This is a genomic window from Tenacibaculum sp. SDUM215027 (assembly GCF_050566205.1).
In the GTDB taxonomy this organism is placed as follows: domain Bacteria; phylum Bacteroidota; class Bacteroidia; order Flavobacteriales; family Flavobacteriaceae; genus Polaribacter.
Window position 1 is genome coordinate 790,556 of record NZ_JBNXUE010000001.1, and the last position, 25,609, is coordinate 816,164.

At 31.1% G+C, this 25,609-nt stretch carries 26 protein-coding genes; 15 read left to right on the plus strand and 11 right to left on the minus strand.

Features of this window, described 5'->3' with window-relative positions; translation table 11 throughout:
- The first annotated feature begins 8 nt into the window (after positions 1–8).
- From gcvH to ACQYZ7_RS03645, 5 genes are all read left to right on the plus strand, one after another.
- Positions 9–389 carry a glycine cleavage system protein GcvH gene (gene gcvH / locus ACQYZ7_RS03625; RefSeq protein ID WP_430728420.1) on the plus strand — a complete coding sequence of 127 codons (381 nt, stop codon included), beginning with the start codon at positions 9–11 and terminating at the stop codon, positions 387–389.
- Entirely contained in the window at positions 355–735 is a 381-nt protein-coding gene (locus ACQYZ7_RS03630; protein ID WP_430728421.1) for a VanZ family protein, read from the plus strand. Before gcvH ends, ACQYZ7_RS03630 begins: the two co-directional genes overlap by 35 nt.
- Before the next feature lie 63 nt (positions 736–798).
- Positions 799–1,521 carry an energy transducer TonB gene (locus ACQYZ7_RS03635; protein ID WP_430728422.1) on the plus strand — a complete coding sequence of 241 codons (723 nt, stop codon included), beginning with the start codon at positions 799–801 and terminating at the stop codon, positions 1,519–1,521.
- Positions 1,522–1,630: 109 nt separating this feature from the next.
- Complete coding sequence (locus ACQYZ7_RS03640) at positions 1,631–2,374, plus strand: energy transducer TonB (RefSeq protein WP_430728423.1); 744 nt, start codon at positions 1,631–1,633, stop codon at positions 2,372–2,374.
- A 48-nt stretch (positions 2,375–2,422) separates the two neighbouring features.
- Positions 2,423–3,004, plus strand: a complete 582-nt coding sequence (locus ACQYZ7_RS03645) for an acyltransferase (protein WP_430728424.1) — start codon at positions 2,423–2,425, stop codon at positions 3,002–3,004.
- 114 nt (positions 3,005–3,118) lie between these two features.
- Here ACQYZ7_RS03645 and ACQYZ7_RS03650 read toward each other — a convergent pair whose 3' ends face one another.
- The 6 genes from ACQYZ7_RS03650 to ACQYZ7_RS03675 are packed head-to-tail and all read right to left on the minus strand — an operon-like array spanning position 3,119 to position 10,103.
- Positions 3,119–4,471 (minus strand): mannosyltransferase, encoded by a 1,353-nt coding sequence (locus ACQYZ7_RS03650; protein WP_430728425.1) that lies wholly within the window; start codon positions 4,469–4,471, stop codon positions 3,119–3,121.
- Entirely contained in the window at positions 4,472–5,959 is a 1,488-nt protein-coding gene (locus ACQYZ7_RS03655) for a cellulose synthase family protein (RefSeq protein ID WP_430728426.1), read from the minus strand.
- Entirely contained in the window at positions 5,959–6,666 is a 708-nt protein-coding gene (locus ACQYZ7_RS03660) for a glycosyltransferase family 2 protein (protein WP_430728427.1), read from the minus strand. Before ACQYZ7_RS03660 ends, ACQYZ7_RS03655 begins: the two co-directional genes overlap by 1 nt.
- Positions 6,667–6,669: 3 nt before the next feature.
- Positions 6,670–7,146, minus strand: coding sequence for a toxin-antitoxin system YwqK family antitoxin (locus ACQYZ7_RS03665; protein WP_430728428.1), 477 nt, complete (start codon positions 7,144–7,146; stop codon positions 6,670–6,672).
- Positions 7,136–8,758: a 4Fe-4S binding protein gene (locus ACQYZ7_RS03670; protein WP_430728429.1), complete on the minus strand. Its 1,623-nt coding sequence runs from the start codon at positions 8,756–8,758 to the stop codon at positions 7,136–7,138. Before ACQYZ7_RS03670 ends, ACQYZ7_RS03665 begins: the two co-directional genes overlap by 11 nt.
- Position 8,759: 1 nt before the next feature.
- Complete coding sequence (locus ACQYZ7_RS03675; RefSeq protein WP_430728430.1) at positions 8,760–10,103, minus strand: NAD(P)/FAD-dependent oxidoreductase; 1,344 nt, start codon at positions 10,101–10,103, stop codon at positions 8,760–8,762.
- Between the two features lie 138 nt (positions 10,104–10,241).
- Between ACQYZ7_RS03675 and ACQYZ7_RS03680 the strand changes: the two genes are divergently transcribed.
- From ACQYZ7_RS03680 to ACQYZ7_RS03690, 3 genes are read left to right on the plus strand one after another with little or no spacing between them, the layout of a single operon-like run.
- The gene (locus ACQYZ7_RS03680) at positions 10,242–11,111 is read left to right on the plus strand and encodes a transporter (protein ID WP_430728431.1); all 870 of its coding nucleotides are present in this window, start codon (positions 10,242–10,244) and stop codon (positions 11,109–11,111) included.
- A gap of 21 nt (positions 11,112–11,132) precedes the next feature.
- On the plus strand, positions 11,133–12,140 hold the full coding sequence (locus tag ACQYZ7_RS03685) for a glycoside hydrolase family 113 (protein WP_430728432.1): 1,008 nt from the start codon (positions 11,133–11,135) through the stop codon (positions 12,138–12,140).
- Positions 12,124–13,422, plus strand: coding sequence for a POTRA domain-containing protein (locus ACQYZ7_RS03690; RefSeq protein WP_430728433.1), 1,299 nt, complete (start codon positions 12,124–12,126; stop codon positions 13,420–13,422). Before ACQYZ7_RS03685 ends, ACQYZ7_RS03690 begins: the two co-directional genes overlap by 17 nt.
- Positions 13,423–13,536: 114 nt before the next feature.
- Here the strand turns inward: ACQYZ7_RS03690 and ACQYZ7_RS03695 are convergent, their stop codons facing one another.
- The 4 genes from ACQYZ7_RS03695 to ACQYZ7_RS03710 all read right to left on the minus strand — a co-directional run bounded on the left by ACQYZ7_RS03695 (position 13,537) and on the right by ACQYZ7_RS03710 (position 18,362).
- A complete protein-coding gene (locus ACQYZ7_RS03695; protein WP_430728434.1) occupies positions 13,537–15,630 on the minus strand; it encodes a S46 family peptidase in 2,094 nt (697 codons plus the stop codon).
- A gap of 90 nt (positions 15,631–15,720) precedes the next feature.
- Positions 15,721–16,605 (minus strand): sterol desaturase family protein, encoded by an 885-nt coding sequence (locus ACQYZ7_RS03700; protein WP_430728435.1) that lies wholly within the window; start codon positions 16,603–16,605, stop codon positions 15,721–15,723.
- 357 nt (positions 16,606–16,962) lie between these two features.
- Positions 16,963–17,709, minus strand: coding sequence for a uroporphyrinogen-III synthase (locus ACQYZ7_RS03705; RefSeq protein ID WP_430728436.1), 747 nt, complete (start codon positions 17,707–17,709; stop codon positions 16,963–16,965).
- A gap of 14 nt (positions 17,710–17,723) precedes the next feature.
- Positions 17,724–18,362 (minus strand): DUF4271 domain-containing protein, encoded by a 639-nt coding sequence (locus ACQYZ7_RS03710; RefSeq protein WP_430728437.1) that lies wholly within the window; start codon positions 18,360–18,362, stop codon positions 17,724–17,726.
- Between the two features lie 76 nt (positions 18,363–18,438).
- Between ACQYZ7_RS03710 and ACQYZ7_RS03715 the strand changes: the two genes are divergently transcribed.
- The 4 genes from ACQYZ7_RS03715 to ACQYZ7_RS03730 are packed head-to-tail and all read left to right on the plus strand — an operon-like array spanning position 18,439 to position 21,451.
- The gene (locus tag ACQYZ7_RS03715; RefSeq protein ID WP_430728438.1) at positions 18,439–19,161 is read left to right on the plus strand and encodes a polyprenol monophosphomannose synthase; all 723 of its coding nucleotides are present in this window, start codon (positions 18,439–18,441) and stop codon (positions 19,159–19,161) included.
- A 4-nt stretch (positions 19,162–19,165) separates the two neighbouring features.
- Complete coding sequence (locus ACQYZ7_RS03720; protein WP_430728439.1) at positions 19,166–19,627, plus strand: N-acetyltransferase family protein; 462 nt, start codon at positions 19,166–19,168, stop codon at positions 19,625–19,627.
- Positions 19,628–19,633: 6 nt separating this feature from the next.
- Positions 19,634–20,974, plus strand: coding sequence for a dihydroorotase (locus tag ACQYZ7_RS03725; RefSeq protein ID WP_430728440.1), 1,341 nt, complete (start codon positions 19,634–19,636; stop codon positions 20,972–20,974).
- The gene (locus ACQYZ7_RS03730; RefSeq protein WP_430728441.1) at positions 20,975–21,451 is read left to right on the plus strand and encodes a DUF4296 domain-containing protein; all 477 of its coding nucleotides are present in this window, start codon (positions 20,975–20,977) and stop codon (positions 21,449–21,451) included.
- A 15-nt stretch (positions 21,452–21,466) separates the two neighbouring features.
- On the opposite strand, the gene ACQYZ7_RS03735 is transcribed toward ACQYZ7_RS03730, so the two are convergent.
- Complete coding sequence (locus ACQYZ7_RS03735) at positions 21,467–22,468, minus strand: NAD-dependent epimerase/dehydratase family protein (RefSeq protein WP_430728442.1); 1,002 nt, start codon at positions 22,466–22,468, stop codon at positions 21,467–21,469.
- A 62-nt stretch (positions 22,469–22,530) separates the two neighbouring features.
- On the opposite strand from ACQYZ7_RS03735, the gene tyrS reads away from it, so the two are divergent.
- The 3 genes from tyrS (at position 22,531) to ACQYZ7_RS03750 (ending at position 25,579) form a co-directional block, all read left to right on the plus strand.
- Entirely contained in the window at positions 22,531–23,835 is a 1,305-nt protein-coding gene (tyrS, locus tag ACQYZ7_RS03740; protein WP_430728443.1) for a tyrosine--tRNA ligase, read from the plus strand.
- Between the two features lie 426 nt (positions 23,836–24,261).
- Positions 24,262–24,630 (plus strand): hypothetical protein, encoded by a 369-nt coding sequence (locus tag ACQYZ7_RS03745; protein WP_430728444.1) that lies wholly within the window; start codon positions 24,262–24,264, stop codon positions 24,628–24,630.
- A 160-nt stretch (positions 24,631–24,790) separates the two neighbouring features.
- On the plus strand, positions 24,791–25,579 hold the full coding sequence (locus ACQYZ7_RS03750; protein WP_430728445.1) for an MbnP family protein: 789 nt from the start codon (positions 24,791–24,793) through the stop codon (positions 25,577–25,579).
- Positions 25,580–25,609 lie beyond the last annotated feature (30 nt).

Consider the following 25,609-nt stretch of genomic DNA (forward strand, 5'->3'; position numbering starts at 1 on the left):
TAATTACAATGAACATTCCATCAGAATTAAAATACACCAAAGACCACGAGTGGGTTAAAGTAGAAAATGGTGTAGCAACTATTGGTATTACTGATTTTGCACAAGGAGAATTAGGAGATATAGTATACGTTGATGTAGATACATTAGATGAGGAATTAGATGCTGAAGAAGTTTTCGGTTCAGTAGAAGCAGTAAAAACAGTTTCAGATCTTTTCATGCCTTTATCAGGAGAAGTAGTAGAGTTTAACGAAGCGTTAGAAGACGAACCAGAATTGGTAAATTCAGATCCTTATGGAAATGGATGGATGATAAAGATAAAATTATCAGACGATTCACAAGTAGCAGACTTATTAAGTGCTGAAGCATATCAAGAACTTATTAAAGGATAAACTAATAACCATAATAGCAATACTAATAACCATAAGTATTGCTATTATTAGTTTAATCAAACTAGGAAAAGCACCTATACAAATTAATCATATAGATAAGCTAGAACATGCTTTCGCTTATTTTGTGTTAAGTTTGATATGGCTATTAGCTTTAAGAACAACAAAAATTAATAAATATATTATAGTTTTTTGTTGTTTTTTTTACGGCACAATTATTGAGACTCTACAAGTTACAACCACGTCATACAGATCAGGTGAGATTTTAGATATATTAGCAAACACGACGGGTATTTTAATAGCTTTCATTGTTTATAACTCTTTTTTTAAGAAAAATAAAGCTATTTAAAGATTAAGCTTGTAAAAGTTGAAATAAATTAATTAAATTAGCGAACTATTAAAAACATTTAGGATGAAAATCAAGAAAAATCCAAAATCAAACTTAGAAAACTATAGTAAACTATTTATGCAAATAGGTTTGGTTTTAGCTTTATTTGTAACGTATGTTGCTATTGAAAATAAGACATATGATAAAGAGTATGGAGAGTTAGGTATGGCTAATATGGCTTCTGAAATTGAAGAGGAAACTATAGAGCTTCAAATTGAGCCGCCAAAGCCGAAACCAAATACACCTCCACCACCAGCTCCTGAAAAAATTGAAGTAGTAGAAGACGAGGAAGAAATTGAAGAAACAGTTATTGAGTCTACTGAAACTGATGAATCTGAAGCTGTAGAAGTTGAGGATATTCAAGAGGTTGAAGAGGTTGAAGAAGTAGTAGAGGATGTGCCTTTCGCTATTATTGAAGAAGTACCTGTATTTCCAGGTTGTAGTGGAACTAAGGCTCAAAAGAAAGAATGTTTAAATAAAAAGTTACAAAAGCATATCCAACGTAACTTTAATGCTGAACTAGCAAATGAGTTAGGTTTATCTCCAGGAAAGAAAAGAATCTATGTTCAATTTAAAATTGACAAAGACGGTTCTATTACAAACGTAATGGCTAGAGCCCCGCACCCAAGATTAAAGAAAGAAGCAGAAAGAGTTGCTAGAAAGATACCTAAAATGAAACCAGGTAGACAAAGAGGTAGAGCAGTAAGAGTAGGTTATACGTTACCAATTACATTTAATGTAGAATAGTAACAACTACTCTTAATAAAATAAAAAAAGAGCAATCCAATTGGATTGCTCTTTTTTTATTGGCACGCTTCTTGTTTTTAACAAAGTATTAACATGAAAATATAATACTATGAAAACATCTAAGAAACATGCTAAAAAGCAATTAGAAAAATTCTCAACTATTTTTACACAATTAGGATTGGTGCTAACTTTGTTTGTAGTTTTTCTTGTTTTAGAACATGAAACAGCCAAAGACACAGCAATAGTTGAACCTACTAATGCGCAAGTTTACGAGAAAGTTTACATTTTTGATAAGCCAATTATTATAAAAAGAGAAGTAAAAGAAATAGAAAAGTCAAAGAAAAAGCAAGTAATTAAAGAGGTATTTAAACCAGAAGTGGTAGATAATAATACAGAGAATACCACTGTAATAGATTTGCCTGTTGAGAATAGTTCTATAGATGTTACAACATTAACTCAGATAAAAGAAGGAGAGGTAATTGATAAAGATGATGATCCTGTATCAATTAAGAATGTGCAAAATACACCTGTTTTTAAAGGTTGTGAAGGATTATTAGAAGAAGAAAATATGAAATGCTTTGAAAGAAAAATACAACAACATATTCAACGTAATTTTAACTCAGAATTAGCACAAGAAGTAGGGTTAAGTTCAAGGAAATATAAAATTATAACTCAGTTTATTATTGATAAAAAGGGAGACGTAGTTGATGTTAAAATTAGAGCTCCACATCCCAAACTAAAAAATGAAACTGAAAGGGTTGTAAACAAAATACCAAAGTTTATTCCAGGAAAACAGAATAACAAAGAAGTAAAAGTAAAATACACTTTACCAATTACTTTTAAAGTAGAATAAGAAGTAAAAACTCAACCAGTTGGTTGAGTTTTTTTACTTTTGTTACATATGGATACAAATAAAACGTTTTTTGCGCACGAAACAGCAGTTATTGATGACGGTTGTAAAATTGGTAAAGGAACTAAAATATGGCATTTTAGTCATATTATGCCGAATTGTACTATTGGAGATAACTGTAATATTGGGCAAAACGTTATGGTATCACCTCAAGTTGTTTTAGGGAATAATGTAAAGGTTCAAAACAACGTTTCTATATATACAGGTGTTATATGTGAAGATGATGTGTTTTTAGGACCTTCAATGGTTTTTACTAATGTAATAAATCCACGTAGCGCAATTAAAAGACAAAATGAATACTTAAGTACCGTCGTGAAAAAAGGAGCAAGTATTGGGGCTAATGCAACAATTGTATGCGGTAATAATATTGGAGAATATGCTTTTATAGGAGCAGGAGCTGTAGTAACCAAAGAGGTACAACCTTATGCTTTAGTTGTTGGAAATCCATCAAAACAAATAGGCTGGATTAGTGAGTATGGACATCGGTTAAATTTTGATGAAGATGGTTTTGCAATTTGCCCTGAAAGTGGAGGAGAATACATATTGAAAAACAATGAGTTAAGAAAACTTTAAGGAAAAGTTTAAAAAAAGTAAAAAATATATTTGTGAAAAGAAAAAATCTTATTTATATTTGAATAGTGGTTTAAAAACCACTTTCTTTTTCTTTTTCATAGCAATTTTTCCCACTCAATATTGAGTGGGTTTTCTTTTTATAAAAACTTCCCAAATAAAGTAAGTATACAAAGCCACATATTCTAGGGCAACAAACCAAAGATTTTCTTTCCATGGAGAGTTAGCGTATGCTTGATAACTTAATATAATTACTAAACTCCATAAAACAGTATAACGATATTGGGTAAACACCGATAAAATTAAAAGCGTTGCTATATACCAAGGATGCATTGTTGTTGTTAAAAAATAGTAGAATGATAAAGCAAATAGCATGCTTACAATTAACTGTTTTACAGACTTGTTTTTTTTAAAAAAAGTAAGAATCAATAAAAAGAAAATAGTAACAATAGGTATAATCTTACCAATGATAGCAATTTCATTATAGCCTCTAAAGAGATAACCGATTCCTCTAGCGACGTAATAAAAACTGGCATTAAATTCAAAGTTTCTGAACCATAAACCAACAGAATTTGTGTAATTAGAAACTAATTCAGAAGAATAAAAAGGGAGAAAAAGTAAAGCAATCGTAGAAATTACAACTAAATAAAAAAATGTTAACTTTTTTAATCCTTTAAAAACTGAAGCTTCACCTTTCACAAACCATTGAAAAAATAAAGGTAAAAAGAGTAACGGAATTAATTTAGCTGAAACAGAACAAGCTAGTAATATAGCTGCTGAAAACCATTTTTGTTGCTGTAACTTATAAATGCTCCAAACCAAAAAGAATAACATTACAGGTTCAAAATGTAAATTCCCAGTAAGCTCAATTATTACAAATGGATTTAAAATATATAAAAAGATGTTTTTAACAGGTAATTGTAACCTTTCTAAAAGCTTTTTTCCGAAGTATAAAATACCGATATCAGCTAAAATAATCAACACTCTCATTATAACAACACTTCCAATAATGCTATTTTTAGCAAAAAGAGCAGCTATTAAAAAACAAAGTTGATTAATTGGAGGGTAGTTGGTGTAATGACTACCATTCAAGGCCCCCATTCCTTTATATAACTCGTTAGCTTGGTTTATGGGATAGTTGTTTTGTTCAATAAATGTTTGAGGCAAGGATAAATAAGGATTCAATCCTTCTAAAATCATACGACCATCCCAGATAAACCGGTAAAAATCTTGTGATAAATTCGGAATAGCAAAAAAGAAAATCAATCGAAATATAACAGCAATTCCAACTAAATAGGCAAACGATAATTGTTTACTACGTAAAATGAAGAAATATGAAACAAATAACCCAATCCAAAGAAAGAGTAATTTAGTAAATTCAGTACGTTCTATAGTATAAGCAAATAAAAAATAAAGAAGTACACTAACAAATGTTAGCATAATTGAGCTATATTTTTTAAAAAAGGACATCTAAGCTTTTGAGAAAATGGATTTAAAAAAGACATATCCAAAGCCAACAAATAACATCAGGTGAAAAGGAAATAAACCAAAGTCTCCACCTTGATCACCAACCGTAAAAGCACTATACATACCAAAAGCAAAGTATAAAGCTAACAAACCTTCTATAATTACATGAAGAGATGGTCTTTTACGAATGTATTTATTGTTTTTCCAGCTATCTTTTAAAGATTTGATATTGAATTTGGGTGTTCTTACAAATTCACTTTTTTTACCTAAATGACCTTCTAAAACAGCAATTGTATTGTGTAAAGAGAAGCCCATGGCAATGGAGAAAAAAGCGAAAAAGGCACCAATGTATTTGATAAAGTTCCAGAAACCTCCTCCATAAGTTCTTTTATACATAAACCAATAACAGATAAAGAAAATAAAGGTGCTTACAATGAAAAAGCTCATTACTAAAAAATATATTTTTAAATGAGCATATTCATTTTTAATATATAGCATCGGTATGCTTAATACAGCGACTAAAAAGATACAAGTAAACATTGAACTATTTAGTAAATGAAGCGTTCCATGAAGTTTTGTTTTAAAAGGAATATTACTAGTAATTATTCTCTTTAACATTTTTTGAAAATTCTCTGCCCCTCCCTTATTCCATCGAAACTGTTGTGATCGAGCAGCACTAATAACCACCGGTAATTCAGCAGGTGTAACCACATTTTCTAGGTATTTGAATTTCCAGTTTTTTAATTGAGCGCGGTAGCTTAAATCTAAATCTTCAGTTAATGTGTCACCTTCCCAATTTCCAGCATCGTAAATACATTCTTTACGCCAAATACCAGCAGTACCGTTAAAATTGATAAAATGTCCTTGACTATTTCTTCCTACTTGCTCCAAAGTAAAGTGAGCATCTAAAGCAAAAGCTTGGATTTTTGTTAAGGTTGAATAATTTCTATTAATATGTCCCCAACGAGTTTGAACTACACCTATTCCAGGATTTTTAAAATATGGAACAGTTTCTAATAACCAGTTTTCCTTAGGTAAAAAATCGGCATCGAAAATTGCAATGAACTCACCTTTCGCCGTTTTAAGCCCTTCTTTTAAGGCACCTGCTTTAAATCCTTGACGATTTTCACGTCTAATATGTTGAATGTCTAAACCTGTTTTTTGAAGCTCTTTAATTTGTACAGCTGTACTATCAACTGATTCATCAGTAGAATCATCTAATACTTGAATTTCTAACCTTTCGTGTGGATAATCTAACTTGGCAATGTTGCTTAATAAACGCTCCATTACGTACAGTTCATTATAAACCGGTAACTGTATAGTTACATACGGAACTTTGTTAATATCAGATAAATCTAATATAGGTGTGTTTTCCTTTTTTTTCTGAGCTTTTAAATAATTGATAAGCAGATTTAACTGAGCTATAGCGTATAGCAGTATAAGTACTAATGATATAGTGTATACTGTAATTATTATGTATTCTAAGACCATTATTTAAAGCTATATTTAAAGATCCAACCTAAAATTTTTATGCCGGCTAATATACTACCTTTTACAGTTCCTGAAACTTTTGAAATGCCAATTCTATTTCTATATTTCATTGGAATTTCTGTGTAAGTTAACTTTTGTTTTAAAGCCTTTAACTGCATCTCTACTGTCCAACCATACGTTTTGTCTTCCATGTTTAAAGCAAGTAATTTATCATACTTAATAGCTCTAAAAGGACCTAAATCTGTAAAAGTTGCACCAAAAAATAATTTCATTAAAAAGGTTGCTAGCCAATTACCAAAAACTTGTTGAGGAGTCATAGAACCCTTTTCACGTAGTCGTTGTACACGAGCACCAATTACAAAATCAATATCATCATTTATTATTGGTGCTATAAGTTCGGTAAGTTGTTCAGGGTAATCAGAATAATCACCATCCAAAAAAACAATAATATTAGGTTTGTTGTTTGGGTTTTTGATAGAAGTTGAAGCTATGTACTCCATTCCTTTTAAGCAAGCATAACCGTAGCCTTTTCTGTCTTCAGTAAGTAGAGTAGCTCCTGCATTTTTAGCATTAATTTCAGTGTTATCTGTTGAATTGTTACTAATAACAATTACCTCGTTTACTAAAGAGGGAATATCATTAATTACATGTACAATTGAATCTTGTTCGTTATATGCGGGGATGATAACTTTTATAAGTGGATTCATTTATTATTTTAAGTCGTTGAGATTGTTTTCTTCTGCAAAAGAAGACAAATTATTCCATTCTTTTAACTTTACTCCTTCTTTAAACTTTACAGCTTTTGTTAATTTGTGTTTTTTGTATAACAAACAGTATCCGTTTTTTTTGTTGTTTTTGATTTGACACTTTTGATAAGTGTTACCTTTTTTACTATAAAAAATCCACCATTTGCTTTGAATACCATTAACAAAGTGTCCTTCCTTTTCTTTAGAGGAGTTTTCACGATAAAAGAACCAGTATTTTACAGGAAGATTACTTTTAAATCTACCTTCTTTTTTTATGTTTCCATTTTTATAATAGAAGATCCAATAATCGGTTTTCTGATTGTTTTCAAGCCAACCTTCTTTCTTTAATGTTCCGTTTTCATAGAATGATTTATGATATATTTTTTGTCCTACTAAAGAGAAAGTAATAAAAAAGTATACTATGAAAACATTATTTTTCATTCACTAATTTCATTAAATCTACATCGTTGCCTAATAAAATTTCTGTTGGATTAATACGCCCTTTTTCTGGACCATTTTCTAGCTTTAAAACTCCACGAGGACATACTGCTGAACAAACTCCGCATCCAACACAACTTGCACGAACAATATTTTCTCCCTTTTGGGCGTATGCACGCACATCAATACCTTGCTCACAATACGTAGAACAATTTCCGCAAGAAATACATTGTCCACCGTTAGTAGTGATTCTGAAACGAGATTTAAAACGCTGAACAATTCCTAAATAAGCGGCTAATGGACAACCAAAACGACACCAAACACGATTTCCAAAAATTGGATAAAATCCAGTACCAATAACTCCTGCAAACCAAGCACCTATTAAAAAGCTATACGTGTCTTTAATCCATTGAGAATTAATTCCAAGGAAAGATTGTGCCCCAGTAAAGTAACAATATAACGTTACAACGGTCATTACTAAAGAAAATATCAAAACACTATGTATTAACCAACGTTCTAGTTTCCATGCGTTCAAACTTTTGTTAGAGTGCTGACGGTATGGGTCACCCAAAGTTTCTGCTAAACCACCACAACCGCAAACCCAGGAGCAATACCATCTTTTTCCGAAGAAATATACCATTACAGGAACAATGATAAGTGTAAGTACAATACCCCAAACTAAAATAAATAAACCAATAGCTCCACTGTTTCTTAAGCTATCTAAATTCCATTCAAAAAAGAAGTCATAATCTAACGGAAAGGCATTTTTAAAATCATACCCTGGCATATTTAAACTTGTCATTATTTCTGGAATAAGGAAGGCAAATACAATTTGAAAGAATAATACAGAAGTTGTTCTAATGACCTGATATTTATTGTGTCTGTATTTTATATACATTCTTACTCCCATTGTAAGCATAATTACACAGTATAAAAAACCATACACGAACCACTGACTTGCTTCGCCACCGTTTAAAAACTTGCTAATAGGGTCTAATATAAAAGTCCAGTTAACGACATAGTCAGGAAAAAAATAAAGTAATAAGTAAAATACTACCAGATAAATTAAAACTAACCAAGCTATCCACCCTCTATTTGTACTAGCTTCTAAATAAATGCCGTTGTTTTTTATTCCTTTAGGCCCTAATAAAATAAAATTAGGAAGTATAAATAACAGCGCCCCTAAAATACTTAAACCAAAAGTGAGTAACCATAGTAAGCCAGAGTTGTTTTTAACAAAACCATTACCTGATCTTTTAGCCAATTCATAACTTAACGTATGAGGTTTACCATAAATTAAATATTGGTATTGTTCACCTTTTTTATCCCAGTTCTTTTCAGTATCGTATTTAGCAATTAGAGTATTGTAATGATTGTTAGATGCTTCGTAAGCATTTCTAACTCGGCTAGAAAACTCAAAAATATTTAAGCTTTCATCGGTAACAATAGCTTTGTTAAGTTCATCTTTTATAATTTCACTTTTATATCCTTTTTCAGTAATGAATGAGTCTAATTTTGATTGACTTAAATTAAAAGAGCCTGTAAAAATTACTCCTGAAAAAATGATTAACCCTATTAAGAATAGCAGTAAACCTGTTTGTTTTATTATTTTCATCTTAAACTCTACTGAAAATTCTTTTCCAGCTTTTCTTTTTTAATTGAATATTGGTGTTGTTTTCTTTGTTGAATTTTGCCACAATTTCTGACTCATGAAGTTTGTAAAATTCAGGGTCGAAGTTAGCCTCTGCTAAATGTTCTAAAACATAATTCACTGATTTCTTTTCATTCAAAACCTTGTCAAAAAATTCATGACGCATGCGTATGCCTAATGTATTTATACCAAGAAATTCTTGTGTGTTTTTATCATAGTTAATTCGAATACATTTTTTACCACTTTTATGTTCCCAGTAAAAATGGGCTTCATTTTCTTTAGGTTGCGGCCATACCCAACCATAGGTTTGGTATTCTATATCAATAAATTTTGCAGAATTAAACCAATGACCTGGTTTGTATTCAATTCGGTTGCCACAAATAGTCTGCGCAACAGTTTCCCCCATCATTCTACCAGTATACCAAACAGCTTCAATAGGACGACGTAAATCAATGGCTTCATGTTGTTCCGCACAATCTCCAATTGCATACACATCTTTAATATTTGTTTCTAAAAAACGATTCACTTTAACTCCTCTACCAAGTTCAATTTTAGAACCTTTTAAAAAGTCAATATTTGGAGAAACACCAGTAGTCAAACCAACAACATTACAAGGTATTTCTTCACCAGTTTCTTCAATAATTACAGATGTAACTTGCCCGTTTTTATCCGACTTTATTTCCTTTAGATTTACACCTAAACGTAAATCGATATGATTTTCTGTAATTTCACGATTTATCATGGCAGATTCTTCCATAGGCAATACTTTATCCCAAAAACTATCTTCACGAACTAGAAAGGTAACAGGAATATTTCTGCTATGAAGCATTTCGGCAAGTTCAATACCAATTAAACCTCCACCAACAATTACAGCTCTTTTACATACTTTGTTGTTTGGAGCATATTTTTCAAGAGCCTCTAAATCTTGTTTATGGTACATTCCCATAACACCTTTTAAATCTTGACCAGGCCAACCAAATTTGTTAGGCTTTGAACCGGTGGCAATAATTAATTTATCGTAAGACAATTTCTCCCCAGTACTAAACTCTACTTCTTTTTTTGATGAATGTATTTTTGAAATAAAACCTTTTTTGAGATCAATATTGTTTTTTTTCCAAAACCAAGATTCATAAGGTTGTGTATGTTCAAATTTCATATGTCCCATGTACACATACATTAAAGCAGTTCTTGAAAAGAACTCATCAGTTTCGGAAGAAATAATGGTAATTTTTTTGTCTGATAATTTTCTGATATGCCTTGCGGCTGTAACTCCAGAAATTCCATTACCAATAATAACAACGTGCTCCATAAATGTTGATTTGCAGTTTAGGTCGTTGCTAAAGTTAAGAACTTAATGAAGGAATTAAATTTAGAATGATTTTAAATAAAAAGTTTTTGTAAGTGAAGTTTTTTTAAGGCGACCTATGATTTATATAAAAATTATCATATGAAACGACAATTAGTAAGTTTTTCAATTTTATTGTTTTTTGTAGCGCAAGTTTCAAATGCTCAAGATGATAAAGTAGAAAAATCAAACATTCAAACATATACACCATCAAAACTTCTAAATAATGGACAGTGGGATATTAAATGGTTTAATAACTTGTATACAGAAACAAAATTTGCTGATGCAGATGGTAATAATAAATTAAAACTAAGAGAAAACTACTTTACTTCAACGTTGGAAGCCTTTACAGGAATTTCGGAAAACAATCGTATTAATGTAGGAGCAATCGTGGAGTTTCGTTCTAACACTATTGGTGGTCGTCAAGCATTATCAGTATTTAGTTTAAAAGATAACCCAAATACTGAAAGGAAAGGAATCACATCAATTGCGCCAGCAATTAAGTTTCAACCACTAAAAAATGTTGGAAACTTTTCTGTTCAATCAGCAATATACATCCCTTTAGTAAGCAATGAAACAGAAAAAGGTGTGTTTTTAGATCAAACAGCTTGGACTTTTCAAAATCGATTCTTTTATGATTATACCTTTTCTAATGGAAAATGGCAGTTATTTACAGAGTTAAATACAGAGTATAATTTTGGGGATGAGGATAGTTTTGCTAACAATACTTTTTTATTAGCTCCAGGAATCTTCTTTAGTTATTTTCCAAATGAAAAGTCTACAGTTTTGGCTTTTACACAACACTCACAGAGGTTTGGAGATTTCACACAAGACTATACCGCTTTAGGTTTGGGAGGGAAATATCAAATTACCAAGACTTTAAACTTAGAAGTATTGTATAGTAATTTTGTAAGAGGAACAAACAATGGCTTAGGACAAAGTTTTAATTTAGGAATCCGAGCATTATTTTAAAAATAGTAAATTAGAGGAGTAATGAAAACTCTAAAACTCCTTTTTTTAAGTTTTATACTTTTTTGTAGCTCTTGTACGAGTCAGTCAAAAAAGATAAATGGTGTTAGTTTTGTTGCTTCTTCAAAAGAAATAACAGACCAACATATTGATGACGTAAAAAAGGTATCAGCAAATTATGTTACACTGATGCCTTTTGGATTTGTTAAAAATTTATCATCTCCTAAAGTAATTTACAATTCCAAAAATCAGTGGTTTGGAGAAACAAAAGAAGGTGTAAAACAATATGCTAGAGAGTTTCAACAAAGTAAGATAAAGATTATGTTGAAACCTCAAATTTGGGTTTGGAATGGAGTATATACAGGAGCCATAAAAATGAATTCTGAAGCTAAATGGAAGGAGTTAGAGGAGTCTTATGAAGACTTCATTCTTGCTTTTGCAGCAATAGCAGAAGAAATAAATGCAGAAATTTTTTGTATTGGTACAGAATTGGAGCAGTTTGTGAAAAACCGACCTCAGTATTTGCAAAAACTCATAAAAAAAATCAGAAAAGTATATTCAGGAAAATTGACCTATGCGGCAAACTGGGATGAGTTTAAGCGAGTAGGTTTTTGGGAAGATTTAGATTTTATAGGGGTTGATGCTTACTTTCCATTGAGTGATCAAAAATCTCCAAGTATAACAGACTTAGAAAGAGGATGGCAACCGCACAAAAATGAAGTTATTCAGGTTCAAAGTAAGTTTAATAAACCTGTTTTATTTACTGAGTACGGGTATAGAAGTGTAAATTTTACAGGGAAAGAACCATGGAACTCAGGAAGAATTGAAGGAGATGTAAATTTAGAAAATCAACAAAAAGCATTACAAGCTCTGTATAATCAGTTTTGGAAAGAAGATTGGTTTGCAGGTGGTTTTGTTTGGAAATGGTTTCATAATCATAAAGAAGTAGGAGGTCAAGATAACAATAGGTTTACACCACAAAACAAACCAGCAGAATTGACTATAAAAAAGATGTATGAAAGTAGTAGGTAAGAAGTATGATAAGCAACACTTATTTCTTCTAAAAACAATAATTTTTGCAGTGTTTTGGTTGTCTGTAAACAGCTATTCACAAGAAAAAAGAATAGAAAAAATTACTTTTTCAGGAGTTAAAAAAACTAAAAAGCATGTTTTAAGGAGGATATTGAGTTCAAAAGAAAATAATGTACTTGATTCAATTGTACTGAAGAATGATATGACTCGCTTAAAGCGCTTACCAGCAATTTCTAACGCATATTTTAAAATATCATGTTCCGATAATAAATGTAATGTTGTTGTAACAGTAGAAGAGAACTTTACAATAATTCCTGAAATCAACTTTCACAAGACAATTAACCAAAAGTTGGCTTATAGAATTGGAGTTGGTGAGTATAATTTTTTAGGAAGGAATATTGTTTTAGGTGGGTTTTATCAATATAACGGATTTGATTCTTACGGAGTTAATTTTAGGGCTCCTACCTTCTTTTCAGCAAAATGGGGTCTAGCATTAAACCATCAAAACTGGACAAGTGAAGAGCCGTTGTATTTTGAGAATGAATCAGCTAATTATAAATATCAGAATATCTCTTATGAAGCTTTGGCTTTATATCAGCACAATTTTAAACATCAATTCCAATTTGGAATTAACTTTTTTAAAGAAAAGTATAACTATTTAAACGGAAGCACTTCATCAGAGGTTCCGACTGAACTTAATGTTGATAAAAAGTTATTAAAGCTAATTTACACTTTTGATAATTTAGATTATAATTATCAATACATCAACGGGGTTAAAAATGAGTTTCATGGACAATATGTAACATCGGAGAATAAATATCAAAATGACTTTTTAATTTTTTGGAATGACTTATTTTATTTTAAAAGACTAGGTAATAAAGGAAATTGGGCAAATAGATTACGAGTTGGTTTGTCATCTAATGATAATACTCCATTCGCCCCATTTGCTTTGGATAATAATTTGAATTTAAGAGGCGTTGGTATTTTAGTTGATAGAGGTACAGGAAGCATTGTTTTAAATACAGAGTACCGCTATACTTTGTATGAAAAGAAATGGTTTGTTTTGCAAGGAAATGTCTTTACTGATGTTGGAACTTGGCGAAAGCCTGGAGGAGCATTAAGTGATTTTGTAAATAATGATAATGTTAGAATGTATTCTGGTATTGGTTTGCGTTTTATCAATAAAAAAATATTCAATGCAGTTTTTAGAATTGATTATGGACATGGACTTACAAAGAATGCATCAAAAGGATTTGTATTTGGGATAGGTCAATATTTTTAATCGCAGGACGATAGCCAAGAGTCCAATCTCCAAGGTTTGTTTATTTGTATAAAAAAAACGAGGTTGTAAAATACAAACCTCGCTTTTTGAGTTATTTCTATGTAGAAAAATAGTTTATTTTTTCTTTGGGTGTACCAATTTCATTTCATCAATTAAGTGCTTTGCTCCTGCATATTTATCAACAATAAATAATACATAACGAACATCTACCATTATATTTCTACAAATTTCTGGATCGTAATTCATATCACTCATGGTTCCTTCCCAAACACGGTCAAAGTTTAAACCAATCAAGTTTCCATGTGCATCAATAGCAGGGCTTCCTGAGTTACCTCCTGTAGTATGGTTAGTTCCTAAGAAGCAAACAGGTACTTTTCCGTTTTTATCAGTATATTGTCCAAAATCTTTAGCGTCATATAAATCACGTAACTTTTGAGGAACATCAAATTCATAATCACCAGGAACATACTTTTCAATAACACCATCTAAATAGCTTACAGGATTATAGTATACGGCATCTCTAGGCGAGTATCCACGAACTTGACCGTAAGTAACACGCAAAGTACTGTTAGCATCTGGAAAATAGCGCGCATTTGGTAACGCTTCCATTAATGCTTTCATGTATGTTTTTTGTAATGCTGTAATTGGCTGATTTTTTTGCTGAAACTCTGGATTGATTTTAGTATAAAACTCTTCAATCATAGGTTTTGCATATTGGTAAGCAGCATCCTTGTTTAAGTTTTTAACCACCTTTTTAGCATCACCTTCTAATAATTGTAAAGCCTTGTTTAGATCAGTAAAACTTGTTTTGTTATAAATAGAAGCATCTACATTAGTAGGATTGTATAAAGGCATCACATTTTTAAACACACCTTTGTCTACATTTACATCAAAGTTCTTATGAATTCCTTTAATTCTATTGATTAATGAAGTTTTGGCTTCTTCGAATTTTTCAGGTTTGCTTAAAGCTACTTGTTCTAATTGATACGCTCTAAAAGTCATTTGCATCAACTCATTAGTTACTAAGAAAACTTCAATAAAATTTCTTCTTTTAATGTTGATGCTTGAAAAATCGGCATATAATTTTTCAAACTCAGGAAGGATATTTCCGTAAGTCTTCTCTAAACCTTTTTCTTTTAAGGACTTTTTAAAAGTAGCCTCAAAAGCTTGACGTTCTGCAATGGCATTACTTTTCTTAATCCCTAAGTTTTCTCCAATCCATTTTTTCCATGCATTCGCAATACGTGCTTGTTTTGAAGCATATTTAATACGAACAGCATCACTTGCTTTCATTTGTGAGTCAATTTCTTTTAATGCAGCTTCTCTAATAGCAATATTACTTGGGTTAAAATCTTGTGTAATATGTTTAATAGCAACGGCTGGTAAATACTCGTTGGTACGTCCAGGAAAACCAAAAACCATGGTGAAGTCACCTTCTTCAATTCCATCTAAAGAAACAGGTAAAAAGTGTTTTGGTTTGTAAGGAACGTTATCTTTACTGTATTTAGCAGGGCGATTATTTTTATCAGCATAAATTCTGAATAATGAAAAATCTCCTGTATGACGTGGAAAAACCCAGTTATCGGTATCACTACCAAACTTACCTATACTGCTTGGTGGTGCCCCAACCAAACGAATATCTTCAAATTTTTCAGTAACAAATAAGAAATATTGGTTTCCTTTATAAAAAGGCTTCACCTTAATATTTTGCCAAGTCTCTTTTTTTGCTGATTTAGTAATTTCGTTGATGTTTTTATCAATCGTAGATTGTTTTTCACGTTCAGTCATTGCATTGTTAACTCCATTTAATGCTTTGGTACTAACATCATCAATACGAACAATAAACTCAACATATAAACCTTCGTTAGGTAATTCTTCTTTTTTACTCATTGCCCAAAAACCATCTTTTAAATAGTCGTTTTCTAAAGATGAATGAGATTGAATTTGTCCGAAACCACAGTGGTGATTGGTTAAAATTAATCCTTCAGGAGAAATCACTTCGCTAGTACACCCTCCATTAAAATGCCCAATAGCATCTTTTAAACTTGAGTTGTTTACATCGTAAATGTCCTTTGCGGTTAATTTACTTCCTAAAGAAGTCATTTCTTGCTCGTTCATTCCTTCTAAAAGAGAAGGAATCCACATACCACCTTGTTGCGCAGTAACTTGAACGACAATGAATAAGAATAGAGTTTTTATATACTTCATCTGTTTAATTTTAAAAAGCTAAAGATACGAATTGGCAGTAAAATAGCTTATTGAAAGCATGAAGGAATAGGTTAAAAAAGACTTAAAACATTATTTTTTTCCTAAAGGATATAGTTCTTGATGAATGAAATCACCTGGGAATTTTTCATCCCCATCAAAACCTAACTCGATATCACGTCCATTATAAGGAATGTAGTTAGTTTTAAAAATGTAGTCCCAAATACTTAATGTAATACCAAAGTTAACACCCATCCTTCTTTCAGCAGGGAGTTCTTTTGCATGATGCCAAATATGCATTCTTGGGTTGTTTAAAATATACTTTAACCAGCCATAATCCCAATTAATATTGGCGTGATTTAAATGCCCAATGGTAATGTTAAAAAAATGAACAATTGCTACATCTTGTGCTGTGAATCCGCCCATAATAGCAAGTGGAATATATTTCATCGAATTGTATACTATAGGTTCCATCCAATGATAACGAAGGTGTGCTGCAAATCCCATTTGTTTAACAGAATGATGTACTTTGTGGAAGTTCCATAAAAATTCATACCTGTGCAATAGGGTGTGTGTAAACCACTGCACAAAATCAATACTAATAAAGAATACTGTAATTCTTGCCCAATAAGGAAAGGAGTTAATATCGAATAGTTGAAAGCTAGCAACCGATAATCCAACAAGACCAAGAATATCATTAAATAATTGTTCTGCCGTGTTTGATAGAGCTATAAGTACAATAAGGTTTAATAGAAAGAAATTAAAAAACATATAAAAAGTATCTAACCAAAAATCTTTACGAAATAATGGTTGATTTTTACGCCAAGGAAACACAACTTCTAAAGCCCAAACAACAAGTGAAATTATGATTAAACCATAAAAATAATTTTCCCAGTTTAACTCCATAAGTACTGACTGCTTAATGTAATTCCAGTAACCAGTATACGAGTCTTTTATAATGTCTATATACTTCTCCATAAAGATTTTAAAAATAGTAATTACAAAATATAAATTAGTTAAATTATTTCTAAGATTTTAAAAGTTCCCGCGCTTATAATAGCGGCTATAGGTAGGGTAAGTAACCATGATAATAAAATAGTAGTAATTACTTTATAATTAGTTTTTTTGTAATTAGTAGTTTCCTTATCCAAATAAAGTAGCAACTTCTTTAAAGTTATCATTTGCTACATTATTTTATGAAAGAAGCAGGCAGCTAAAAAAAGTAGTAAAAAAAATCAAGAGTTTAATTTAAGTGTCATTCCTTTGACGGTAGAATAAAATTAAACAGCCATCAAAGTGTTTTGATGGCTGTTTAAGGTGCTAAAAATAAGTAGATTATTTTTTGTTAGCTTCTTTAATATATTTCTCTAGAGCCATTGTCATTGAAGGTGTTTCAGGTGTTGGTGCAGCAATATCTACACGTAAACCTCTATCTTCAACTGCTTTAATGGTAGTGTTACCAAATACAGCTATTCGAGTACTATTTTGTTTAAAATCAGGGAAGTTTTCAAATAAACTATCAATTCCTGATGGACTGAAAAAGACTAAAATATCATAGAATACATCTTCTAAATCAGATAAGTCACTGACTACGGTTCTGTATAGGTCAGCACGTTTCCAATCAACTCCCAATTTATTTAATTCTTCAGGAATTAAAGGCTTTAACTTATCAGAAGAAGGAAGTAAAAACTTTTCATCTTTATGCTTCTTAATTAGTTTAGTTAATTCAGGAAACGTTCTGTTACCAACATAAATTTTACGTTTACGGTACACAACGTATTTCTGTAAGTAGTAAGCTACAGCTTCAGATTGACAAAAATATTTCATAGCGTCAGGAACTGTAAAGCGCATTTCTTCAGCGATTCTAAAAAAATGATCAACAGCATTTCTGCTAGTAAGTACAATTGCTGTGTAATTGTTTAAATCAACTTTTTGAGCTCTAACTTCTTTAACTGGGATTCCCTCGACATGAATAAACGAGCGAAAGTCAACCTTTACCTTTTGCTTTTCTGCCAAATCAAAATATGGCGATGTTTCTGTTTTCGGTTCAGGCTGAGAGACTAAAATAGTTTTCACTTTCATAAACTTTCTCTTTATTACGTAGTTGTTGTTTTATAAAGAATTAATAGCGGTGCTATTTCAAGGGTGCAAAAGTACAAAATAAAATAAAACAACTTGCTAATTACAAGCTTTTTATTATTTGTTAAAATTAAAAAAGCCCTAAAAATAAGTAAGATACCAAAAGAATAAATTAAAAAAAGTTTATTGGTAAAAGTGTACTGGTAAAGTATAATAATAGGAAGTAGCCATATGCAAAGAACATATAAATACCCTGATTTTGTATGTAAAAAATAACGTACAGTTGATGATAAACCTAAAATGTTTGCTAGTGCATAATCTATTAAAAAACGCAATAAAAAGTATAGGATAACAAAAAGAAACAGCCCTAAAAAAGCTAAAAAGCTATGAGAGTATATTTCTGATACTAATGCCAAGAATAAAAACAGAGAAATAACAATTGTTGAAAAAGAGAATAAGAATAATTTAAAAGGAGAAAAAAAAGAAGCTCCTTCTTCCATTCTTTTATGAAAAAAACCAGGGGTTATAAAAGCAACAGAATACCCATAGAGTTTAGTTGGTTTTAGCGATTTCATCATAGCTAACAACACAATAGTTAATACAATAACTAAAGTAATCCAACTATCATTGTTTGTAATTCGTTCTATTGCTTGCAATTGTTTTTATACTTTTAATTAACACAAAATTAGTAATAAATAAGTGTATCTTTGCCCAGAATTATATGAAAATTACATGAAGTCAGACGCTTTAGTCATAATTCCTACGTATAACGAGAAAGAAAACATCGAAGCTATTATTCGAGCAACTTTTAGTCAAGAAAAGGTATTTCATGTATTGGTTGTTGATGATAATTCACCTGATGGAACAGCAACAATCGTAGAAAACTTACAAGAAGAATTTCCAAGTCAGCTTTTCATTGAAAAAAGAAAAGGAAAAAGTGGCTTAGGCACAGCGTACATTCACGGATTTAAATGGGCAATTTCAAATAAATATGATTATATCATAGAAATGGATGCCGATTTTTCACATAACCCTAACGATTTAATTCGACTGTATAACGAATGTGCTAATAAAGGAGCAGATGTTGCTGTAGGGTCAAGATATTCGGTAGGAGTAAATGTAGTTAACTGGCCAATGAGTAGGGTGTTATTATCGTATTTTGCTTCAAAATATGTACGCTTAATAACTCGAATGCCAATTCATGATACTACCGCAGGTTTTGTATGTTATAAAAGGAAAGTGTTAGAAACAATTAAACTAGATAAAGTTAAGTTTGTAGGCTATGCATTTCAGATAGAAATGAAATATAAAGCATGGAAGCACAATTTTAATATCAAAGAAGTTTCGGTTATTTTTACTGATAGAGTATTAGGGAAATCGAAATTAAGCAAAGGAATTATCAAAGAAGCTGTTTTTGGTGTGATAAAAATGAGAATTAACGGATTACCGAAATAGAAAAATGACTGTAGTTACTACAAGAGAAGCAAGGAAAGAAGATTTAGAGACCTTATTAGAGTTTGAACAAGGTGTTATAGAAGCTGAAAGACCTTTTGATTCATCATTGAAAGAAGGGAAAATTAGCTACTATAATTTGAAAGAAATGATTTTTGCTGAAAATGTGCACTTAATTGTAGCTATAATTGAAGATGAAATTGTAGGGTCTGGTTATCTTAAAATAGAAAAATCAAGAAGTTATCGTAAAAATGAACTGAATGGTTATATTGGCTTTATGTATGTAAACCCAAATTTTAGAGGGAAAAGGATAAGTTCTGTAATTTTAGAGTCTTTAAAGGACTGGGCAAAGAAACAAGAATTAAAAGAACTAAGGTTAGATGTTTATAAAGAGAATTTAGGAGCAATAAAATCTTATGAACGCTTTGGTTTTAACAAGAGTTTGATTAACATGAAAATGGATATTTAGTAGAAAATGAAACAATCATATTTAATTAAAAACGCACAAATCGTTAACGAAAACAAGGTTTTTAAAGGCGATGTTTTAATAGAAGGAGAATTTATTAAGGAGATAGGAGAAAACATAATTCCTACTGATAATGTGTTAATGGTAGACGCTGAAGGTAAGTTTTTAATTCCAGGTATGATTGATGATCAAGTACATTTTCGTGAGCCAGGTTTAACACATAAGGCTAATATAGCTACAGAAAGTAAGGCTGCAATTGCTGGAGGAATTACTTCATTTATTGAAATGCCAAATACTGTACCTCAAGCAACAACACAAGAATTGTTAGCAGATAAGTTTGATATTGCAAATAAAACATCATACGCTAACTATTCGTTTATGTTTGGAGGAACCAATGACAATTTAGAGGAATTGTTAAAAACGAATCCGAAAAATGTTGCGGGAATCAAGTTGTTTTTAGGTTCTTCGACAGGAAATATGTTGGTAGATAATGAAGAGGTACTCGAAAAAATATTTTCATCAACTAAGATGTTAATTTCTGTGCATTGTGAAGACGAAGCAACTATTAGAAAAAACACAGAGGAATATAAAGCAAAATATGGCGATGACATTCCTGTAAAATATCATCCGTTAATTCGTAGTGAAGAAGCTTGTTATTTGTCATCTTCAAGAGCAATTGAATTAGCAAAGAAAACTGGAGCTCGTTTACATATTTTTCACTTATCTACTGAAAAGGAAACGCATTTATTTAGAAATGATATTCCATTAGAAGAAAAGCAGATTACCGCTGAGGTTTGTGTACATCACTTATGGTTTACTGATGCTGATTACGATAAAAAAGGAACACATATCAAGTGGAATCCTGCAGTGAAAACACAAAAAGATAAAGATGGATTATGGAAGGCATTACTAGATGATAGAATTGATATCATTGCAACCGACCATGCACCACATACTTTAGAAGAAAAAGAAAACGTATATACAAAAGCACCTAGCGGGGGTCCGTTAGTACAACATGCAGTTACAGCAATTTTAGAAAAGGTGAAAGAAGGAGTGCTACCAATTGAGAAAGCGGTAGAAAAGATGAGCCATAACCCAGCAAAAATCTTCAAAATTGAAAAAAGAGGATTTATAAAAGAAGGTTTTTATGCTGATTTAGTTTTAGTTGACGCTGATAAGAAATGGATAGTAGATAAAGAGAGCTTATTGTACAAATGTGGGTGGTCTCCGTTTGAAGGAGTTGAGTTTTCAAGTCAGATAACACACACGTTTGTAAATGGAAACTTAATGTACAATGAAGGTGTGTTTAACGAAGAAATTAAAGGAAAACGATTATTATTTAACAGATAAATGAAGTCTTTTTTTTACATATGTATTGGTTTGCTTTTGGTGTCGTGTACTAGTAATACGATATACAAAAAGCCTGAGAACTTAATTCCGAAAGATTCCATGATTTCGTTATTAACTGATATGTATATTGCTTCTTCAGCAAAAAATCAAAAAAATAAATTTCTAAAGCGAGAGAAAAACTATATGATTTTGGTATACGAAAAGTATAAAATTGATAGTACCCGCTTTGATGCTAGTAATACATATTATACTTCTAAGGTTGATGAGTACGCAGAAATCTTAAAAAAAGTAAAAGGTAATATTGATTTATTAGACAGTTTATATAGAAAAAAGCAGGAAGTTCAAGATTCTATAAAGGGAATTAAAAAAGGAGGCAAACTAAAAAGAGATACAGTTTTAGATAAGGAACTATTATTGGATGATGCTCCTAAAGAGTTAATAAAAAGAGAAGATAGAGAGTTAAAAAAAAAGACTTAAAGAAGATTGAGTAATTTACTTTTTAAACTCTTTAGAGATTCTAGCAATTACATCATTAATAGGTTCAAATTCAAAATCAAGTTGTTCTGTAATTTTTTCAGAAGTATAGAACGATTCGTTGTGAGCAGATTTAGCAGAGTCTTTAGTTAACAAAGGCTCTTTACCTGTAAGTATTGTTAAAAGCCAATCCGCTCTCCAAAATATTGAAGTAATCAGTTTTCCTACTTTTTTTGAAGGTCTATTTTTATTCAGATTATCAGCAATACAAAAGAGTATTTCTTTAAACGATTTGTTTTCAGAAACTAAAATAAAACGTTCATTCTTTATATTAGAATCCATCAGATTTATCATCGCTTTTACTACATCATTTACCCCAATAAACCCAGTAATGCCTTCTGTGTAAAATTTAAAGCCACTATTTATTTGGGTGAACATTTTTCCAGAGCCTTCATTCCAAAATCCACCGCCTAAAATCACACCAGGGTTAACAATTACGATATTTAAGTCTTCTTGACTACCTCTCCAAACTTCCATTTCAGCACCATACTTTGTAATAGCATATCCATGGTTTTCATCATTATCTACCCATTCATTTTCTTCATTAATAGGTTTTCCGTTAATAGCATTCCCAACAGCAGCTATGGAGCTTACAAAACAGAATTTATCTACATTCGTATCAATAGCAAAATTAATTAAGTTAGCAGTTCCTTCAATATTTACCTGACGCATTTTTCTATAATCCTTCGGGTTAAAAGAAACTAATGCTGCACAATGATAAACTTGTGTAATATTATTAAATACAGGTTCTAAAGAAGGGATATCAGTAATGTCAGCTTTTACCCATTCAATTTTTGAAAAGTATTCTTGTGCATTATCTGTATAAAAAGAAAAGATTTTTTTTACGTATTCACGTTTTTCTTCTGTTCTAAAAACAGCTCGAATTTTGTCGTTTTTTTGGCTTAAATAATATAATAAATGTGAGCCTACCAAACCTGTTCCTCCTGTAACTAAAATCATAAAGCGAATTTAGTTTATTTTGGTTGATAAACTTATCTTTGCTTCTTTAAAAATAGAATAAAATGACCAAGAATTTAGTAGAAGAATTACAATGGCGTGGAATGATCCACGACATTATGCCTGGAACCGAAGAACAACTTCAAAAAGAAATGACATCGGTTTATATTGGTTTTGATCCAACTGCAGATTCGTTACACATTGGTAGTTTAGTTCCAATTATTTTACTAGTTCACATTGAAAAAGCAGGGCATCAGCCAGTAGCTTTAGTAGGAGGTGCTACTGGTATGATCGGTGATCCAACAGGAAAGTCAGATGAGCGTAATTTATTAAATGAAGAAGCTTTAGCTAAAAACGTTGCAGGTTTAAAAAGTACGTTAGGTCGCTTTTTAAATTTTGATAACGGAGCTAAAAATTCTCCTTTATTGGTAAACAATTACGATTGGATGAAAGATTTTTCATTTATCGAATTTGTGCGTGATGTTGGCAAGAGAATCACTGTAAACTACATGATGGCAAAAGATTCTGTAAAAAAACGTATTACAGGAGAAGCAGGTAACGGAATGAGTTTTACAGAGTTTACGTATCAATTAATTCAAGGGTATGACTTCTATCACTTATATAAAACCTTAAACTGTAAATTACAAATGGGAGGTTCTGACCAATGGGGAAATATTACCACAGGTACAGAGCTAGTTCGTAGAATGACACCAGGTGAAGATGCAAAAGCATTTGCAGCTACTTGTCCTTTAATTACAAAAGCTGACGGTTCTAAATTTGGAAAATCAGAGGGAGGAAATGTTTGGTTAGATGCAGATAAAACATCAGTTTACAAGTTTTACCAGTTTTGGTTAAACACTTCGGATGAAGATGCTGAAAAGTATATTAAAATATTTACTTTTTTAGATAAAGAAACAATTGAAGCTGTAATTGCAGAACATAAAGAAGCGCCACATCAAAGAGCTTTACAAAAGAAGTTAGCTGAAGAAGTAACAACTTTTGTACACTCTAAAGAAGAGTTGGATAAAGCAATAGCAGCGTCTAATATTTTATTTGGTAAGTCAACAGCTGACGATTTAAAGAGCTTAGATGAACAAACTTTCTTAGATGTATTTGACGGGGTGCCACAAGCTGAAGTAACATCTGAAGATATTGATAACGGATTAGATATGATTGCGGCTTTAGCAGCTAAAACAGGTTTCTTAAAATCAAACGGAGATGCTCGTAGAGCTTTAAAGGAAAACTCGATATCAGTAAATAAAGAAAAAGTAAGTGAAGACTTTGTTATTACTTCGAAAGATTTAATTGCCGATAAATATGTGTTATTACAAAGAGGTAAGAAAAATTACTTTTTGTTAAAAGTAGCATAAAGAAAATAGTATATAAAATTAAAAGCCCTTAAAAGAAACATCTTTTAAGGGCTTTTTGTTTGTAATATATAAACAAACGGGGTAAATCGTTATTATGAAACTGCTTTTAAATCAAATGTTAAAGGACATCTTTTACAATTAATTCCTTTCTTTTGATATTTATTACAGCATTTACTTTTAGGTTTAATACAGTTACTTGTACATGAAGAACTACAAACAGTAGTTCTCTGCAATGTCTTAACAGAAGTTTTAGAGGTAACTTTCTTGGTTTCAGTATAAAAAACAATCATTATCTTTTCGTAAAATCCGTGCAAATATAAGGTTTTTATTTAGAATAAATTAAAATAAAGAAAAAAAACGTAGAGTTTTATTGTTGGTTATCAGTAGGGATAGTGGTATCTTTGTGTTAGTAAAAAGTCCTCTTTTTTGTTTAAAAAACTAAGCATATATTTTTTTGTTGCATTGTACATGATAGCCATGTTGCGCCCTATAGCTCCTTTTGTTGAGTATGCAATAAATTATGATTATATATCAAAGGTTTTATGTATTAATAAGGATAAACCAGAATTAAACTGTAACGGTAAGTGTCAGTTAATGATGGAGCTTGAGAAACAACAAGACGACGACTTTAATTCACTACGAATCTCAATGGAAGAGTACCCTATTGGGTTTGTTTCTATCCTTAATATAGACTTAGAAGAAAAACAGTTTATAAAAAAGAAAGGAACATTTTCTTATAAGAAAAACTATCATTACTTATTCAATAAAGAAGTGTTTCATCCTCCTATTACTTAATTTTTACATATAACTAAAACTACTAATTGATTACAACGAACGTAATCAAAATGGTAGACTATTGTAAAATAATAACAAAATTAAAATACAATTTACAGATTGAAATTTTAATGGTGCTTAGCATTGTTAAAAGCGTGCTGTAATACACAAAACTTAAAAGATGAAAAAAATACTAGCTTTCATAGCTTTGGCTATGGCGTTCACTTCTTGTAGTGACGATGAAATAATTAATGACAAATTAGAAGGGAAAAACGAAGTAGTAATAGAGTTTGATAACGGTTTTGCTGAAGACAAACTTTTACTAGGAACTTCAACGTACACTAATGGGAATGGAGAAGTATTAACTGTAAACTCTTTCGATTATATCGTAAGTAACTTTGTACTTGTAACAGAAGAAGGAGAGGAATTTGTATACCCTAAAGAAGAAAGTTACTTTATAATCAGTGAAGGAGGAGGAGACAAGCCTAAGAAAATTCAAATATCACTTAAAGATGTACCTGCAGGTAAGTATACAAAAGTTAAATTCGGAATTGGTGTAGATCAAGAACGATTTATAGAAGGACAGGCGGTGCAACAAGACTTTTGGACTTTAGCTGAAAACTATAACCTAACTTGGAGTTGGCAAGCAGGTTATAAGTTTGTAGTTTTAGAAGGAAACTATAAAGAAGATGCAACGGATAATCCTTTTATGCTTCATATTGCAAGTAGAGGAACGACAGTTGAATTATACAAAGAGGTAACATTACCTATGGATGTAGCTATTGTTAGTAAAGAACAATCACCACAGTTGCATATTAAAGTAGATGCTAATACAATGTTAGACGGTAAATCTAAAATTAAACTTTCAGAAGGAGCAAATATTATGGGGGGAGATAAAGCCTCTTTAATAGCAGAGAACTATACTGAGATGTTTATGGTTCACCATGTACACCACACAAATCATCATTAATAATAATTAAATCTAAAGGATAGAGTGAGA

Bases quoted from the DNA above. Each gene is read 5' to 3' on its own strand.
- ACQYZ7_RS03750 (WP_430728445.1), top strand. From the start codon at position 24,791: ATGAAAAAAATACTAGCTTTCATAGCTTTGGCTATGGCGTTCACTTCT.
- ACQYZ7_RS03645 (WP_430728424.1), top strand. From the start codon at position 2,423: ATGGATACAAATAAAACGTTTTTTGCGCACGAAACAGCAGTTATTGAT.
- gcvH (WP_430728420.1), top strand. From the start codon at position 9: ATGAACATTCCATCAGAATTAAAATACACCAAAGACCACGAGTGGGTT.
- ACQYZ7_RS03655 (WP_430728426.1), bottom strand. From the start codon at position 5,959: ATGGTCTTAGAATACATAATAATTACAGTATACACTATATCATTAGTA.
- ACQYZ7_RS03635 (WP_430728422.1), top strand. From the start codon at position 799: ATGAAAATCAAGAAAAATCCAAAATCAAACTTAGAAAACTATAGTAAA.
- ACQYZ7_RS03730 (WP_430728441.1), top strand. From the start codon at position 20,975: ATGAAGTCTTTTTTTTACATATGTATTGGTTTGCTTTTGGTGTCGTGT.
- ACQYZ7_RS03665 (WP_430728428.1), bottom strand. From the start codon at position 7,146: ATGAAAAATAATGTTTTCATAGTATACTTTTTTATTACTTTCTCTTTA.
- tyrS (WP_430728443.1), top strand. From the start codon at position 22,531: ATGACCAAGAATTTAGTAGAAGAATTACAATGGCGTGGAATGATCCAC.
- ACQYZ7_RS03715 (WP_430728438.1), top strand. From the start codon at position 18,439: ATGAAGTCAGACGCTTTAGTCATAATTCCTACGTATAACGAGAAAGAA.
- ACQYZ7_RS03675 (WP_430728430.1), bottom strand. From the start codon at position 10,103: ATGGAGCACGTTGTTATTATTGGTAATGGAATTTCTGGAGTTACAGCC.
- ACQYZ7_RS03640 (WP_430728423.1), top strand. From the start codon at position 1,631: ATGAAAACATCTAAGAAACATGCTAAAAAGCAATTAGAAAAATTCTCA.
- ACQYZ7_RS03705 (WP_430728436.1), bottom strand. From the start codon at position 17,709: ATGAAAGTGAAAACTATTTTAGTCTCTCAGCCTGAACCGAAAACAGAA.
- ACQYZ7_RS03650 (WP_430728425.1), bottom strand. From the start codon at position 4,471: ATGTCCTTTTTTAAAAAATATAGCTCAATTATGCTAACATTTGTTAGT.
- ACQYZ7_RS03695 (WP_430728434.1), bottom strand. From the start codon at position 15,630: ATGAAGTATATAAAAACTCTATTCTTATTCATTGTCGTTCAAGTTACT.
- ACQYZ7_RS03690 (WP_430728433.1), top strand. From the start codon at position 12,124: ATGAAAGTAGTAGGTAAGAAGTATGATAAGCAACACTTATTTCTTCTA.
- ACQYZ7_RS03700 (WP_430728435.1), bottom strand. From the start codon at position 16,605: ATGGAGAAGTATATAGACATTATAAAAGACTCGTATACTGGTTACTGG.
- ACQYZ7_RS03660 (WP_430728427.1), bottom strand. From the start codon at position 6,666: ATGAATCCACTTATAAAAGTTATCATCCCCGCATATAACGAACAAGAT.
- ACQYZ7_RS03670 (WP_430728429.1), bottom strand. From the start codon at position 8,758: ATGAAAATAATAAAACAAACAGGTTTACTGCTATTCTTAATAGGGTTA.
- ACQYZ7_RS03725 (WP_430728440.1), top strand. From the start codon at position 19,634: ATGAAACAATCATATTTAATTAAAAACGCACAAATCGTTAACGAAAAC.
- ACQYZ7_RS03685 (WP_430728432.1), top strand. From the start codon at position 11,133: ATGAAAACTCTAAAACTCCTTTTTTTAAGTTTTATACTTTTTTGTAGC.
- ACQYZ7_RS03720 (WP_430728439.1), top strand. From the start codon at position 19,166: ATGACTGTAGTTACTACAAGAGAAGCAAGGAAAGAAGATTTAGAGACC.
- ACQYZ7_RS03680 (WP_430728431.1), top strand. From the start codon at position 10,242: ATGAAACGACAATTAGTAAGTTTTTCAATTTTATTGTTTTTTGTAGCG.
- ACQYZ7_RS03735 (WP_430728442.1), bottom strand. From the start codon at position 22,468: ATGATTTTAGTTACAGGAGGAACAGGTTTGGTAGGCTCACATTTATTA.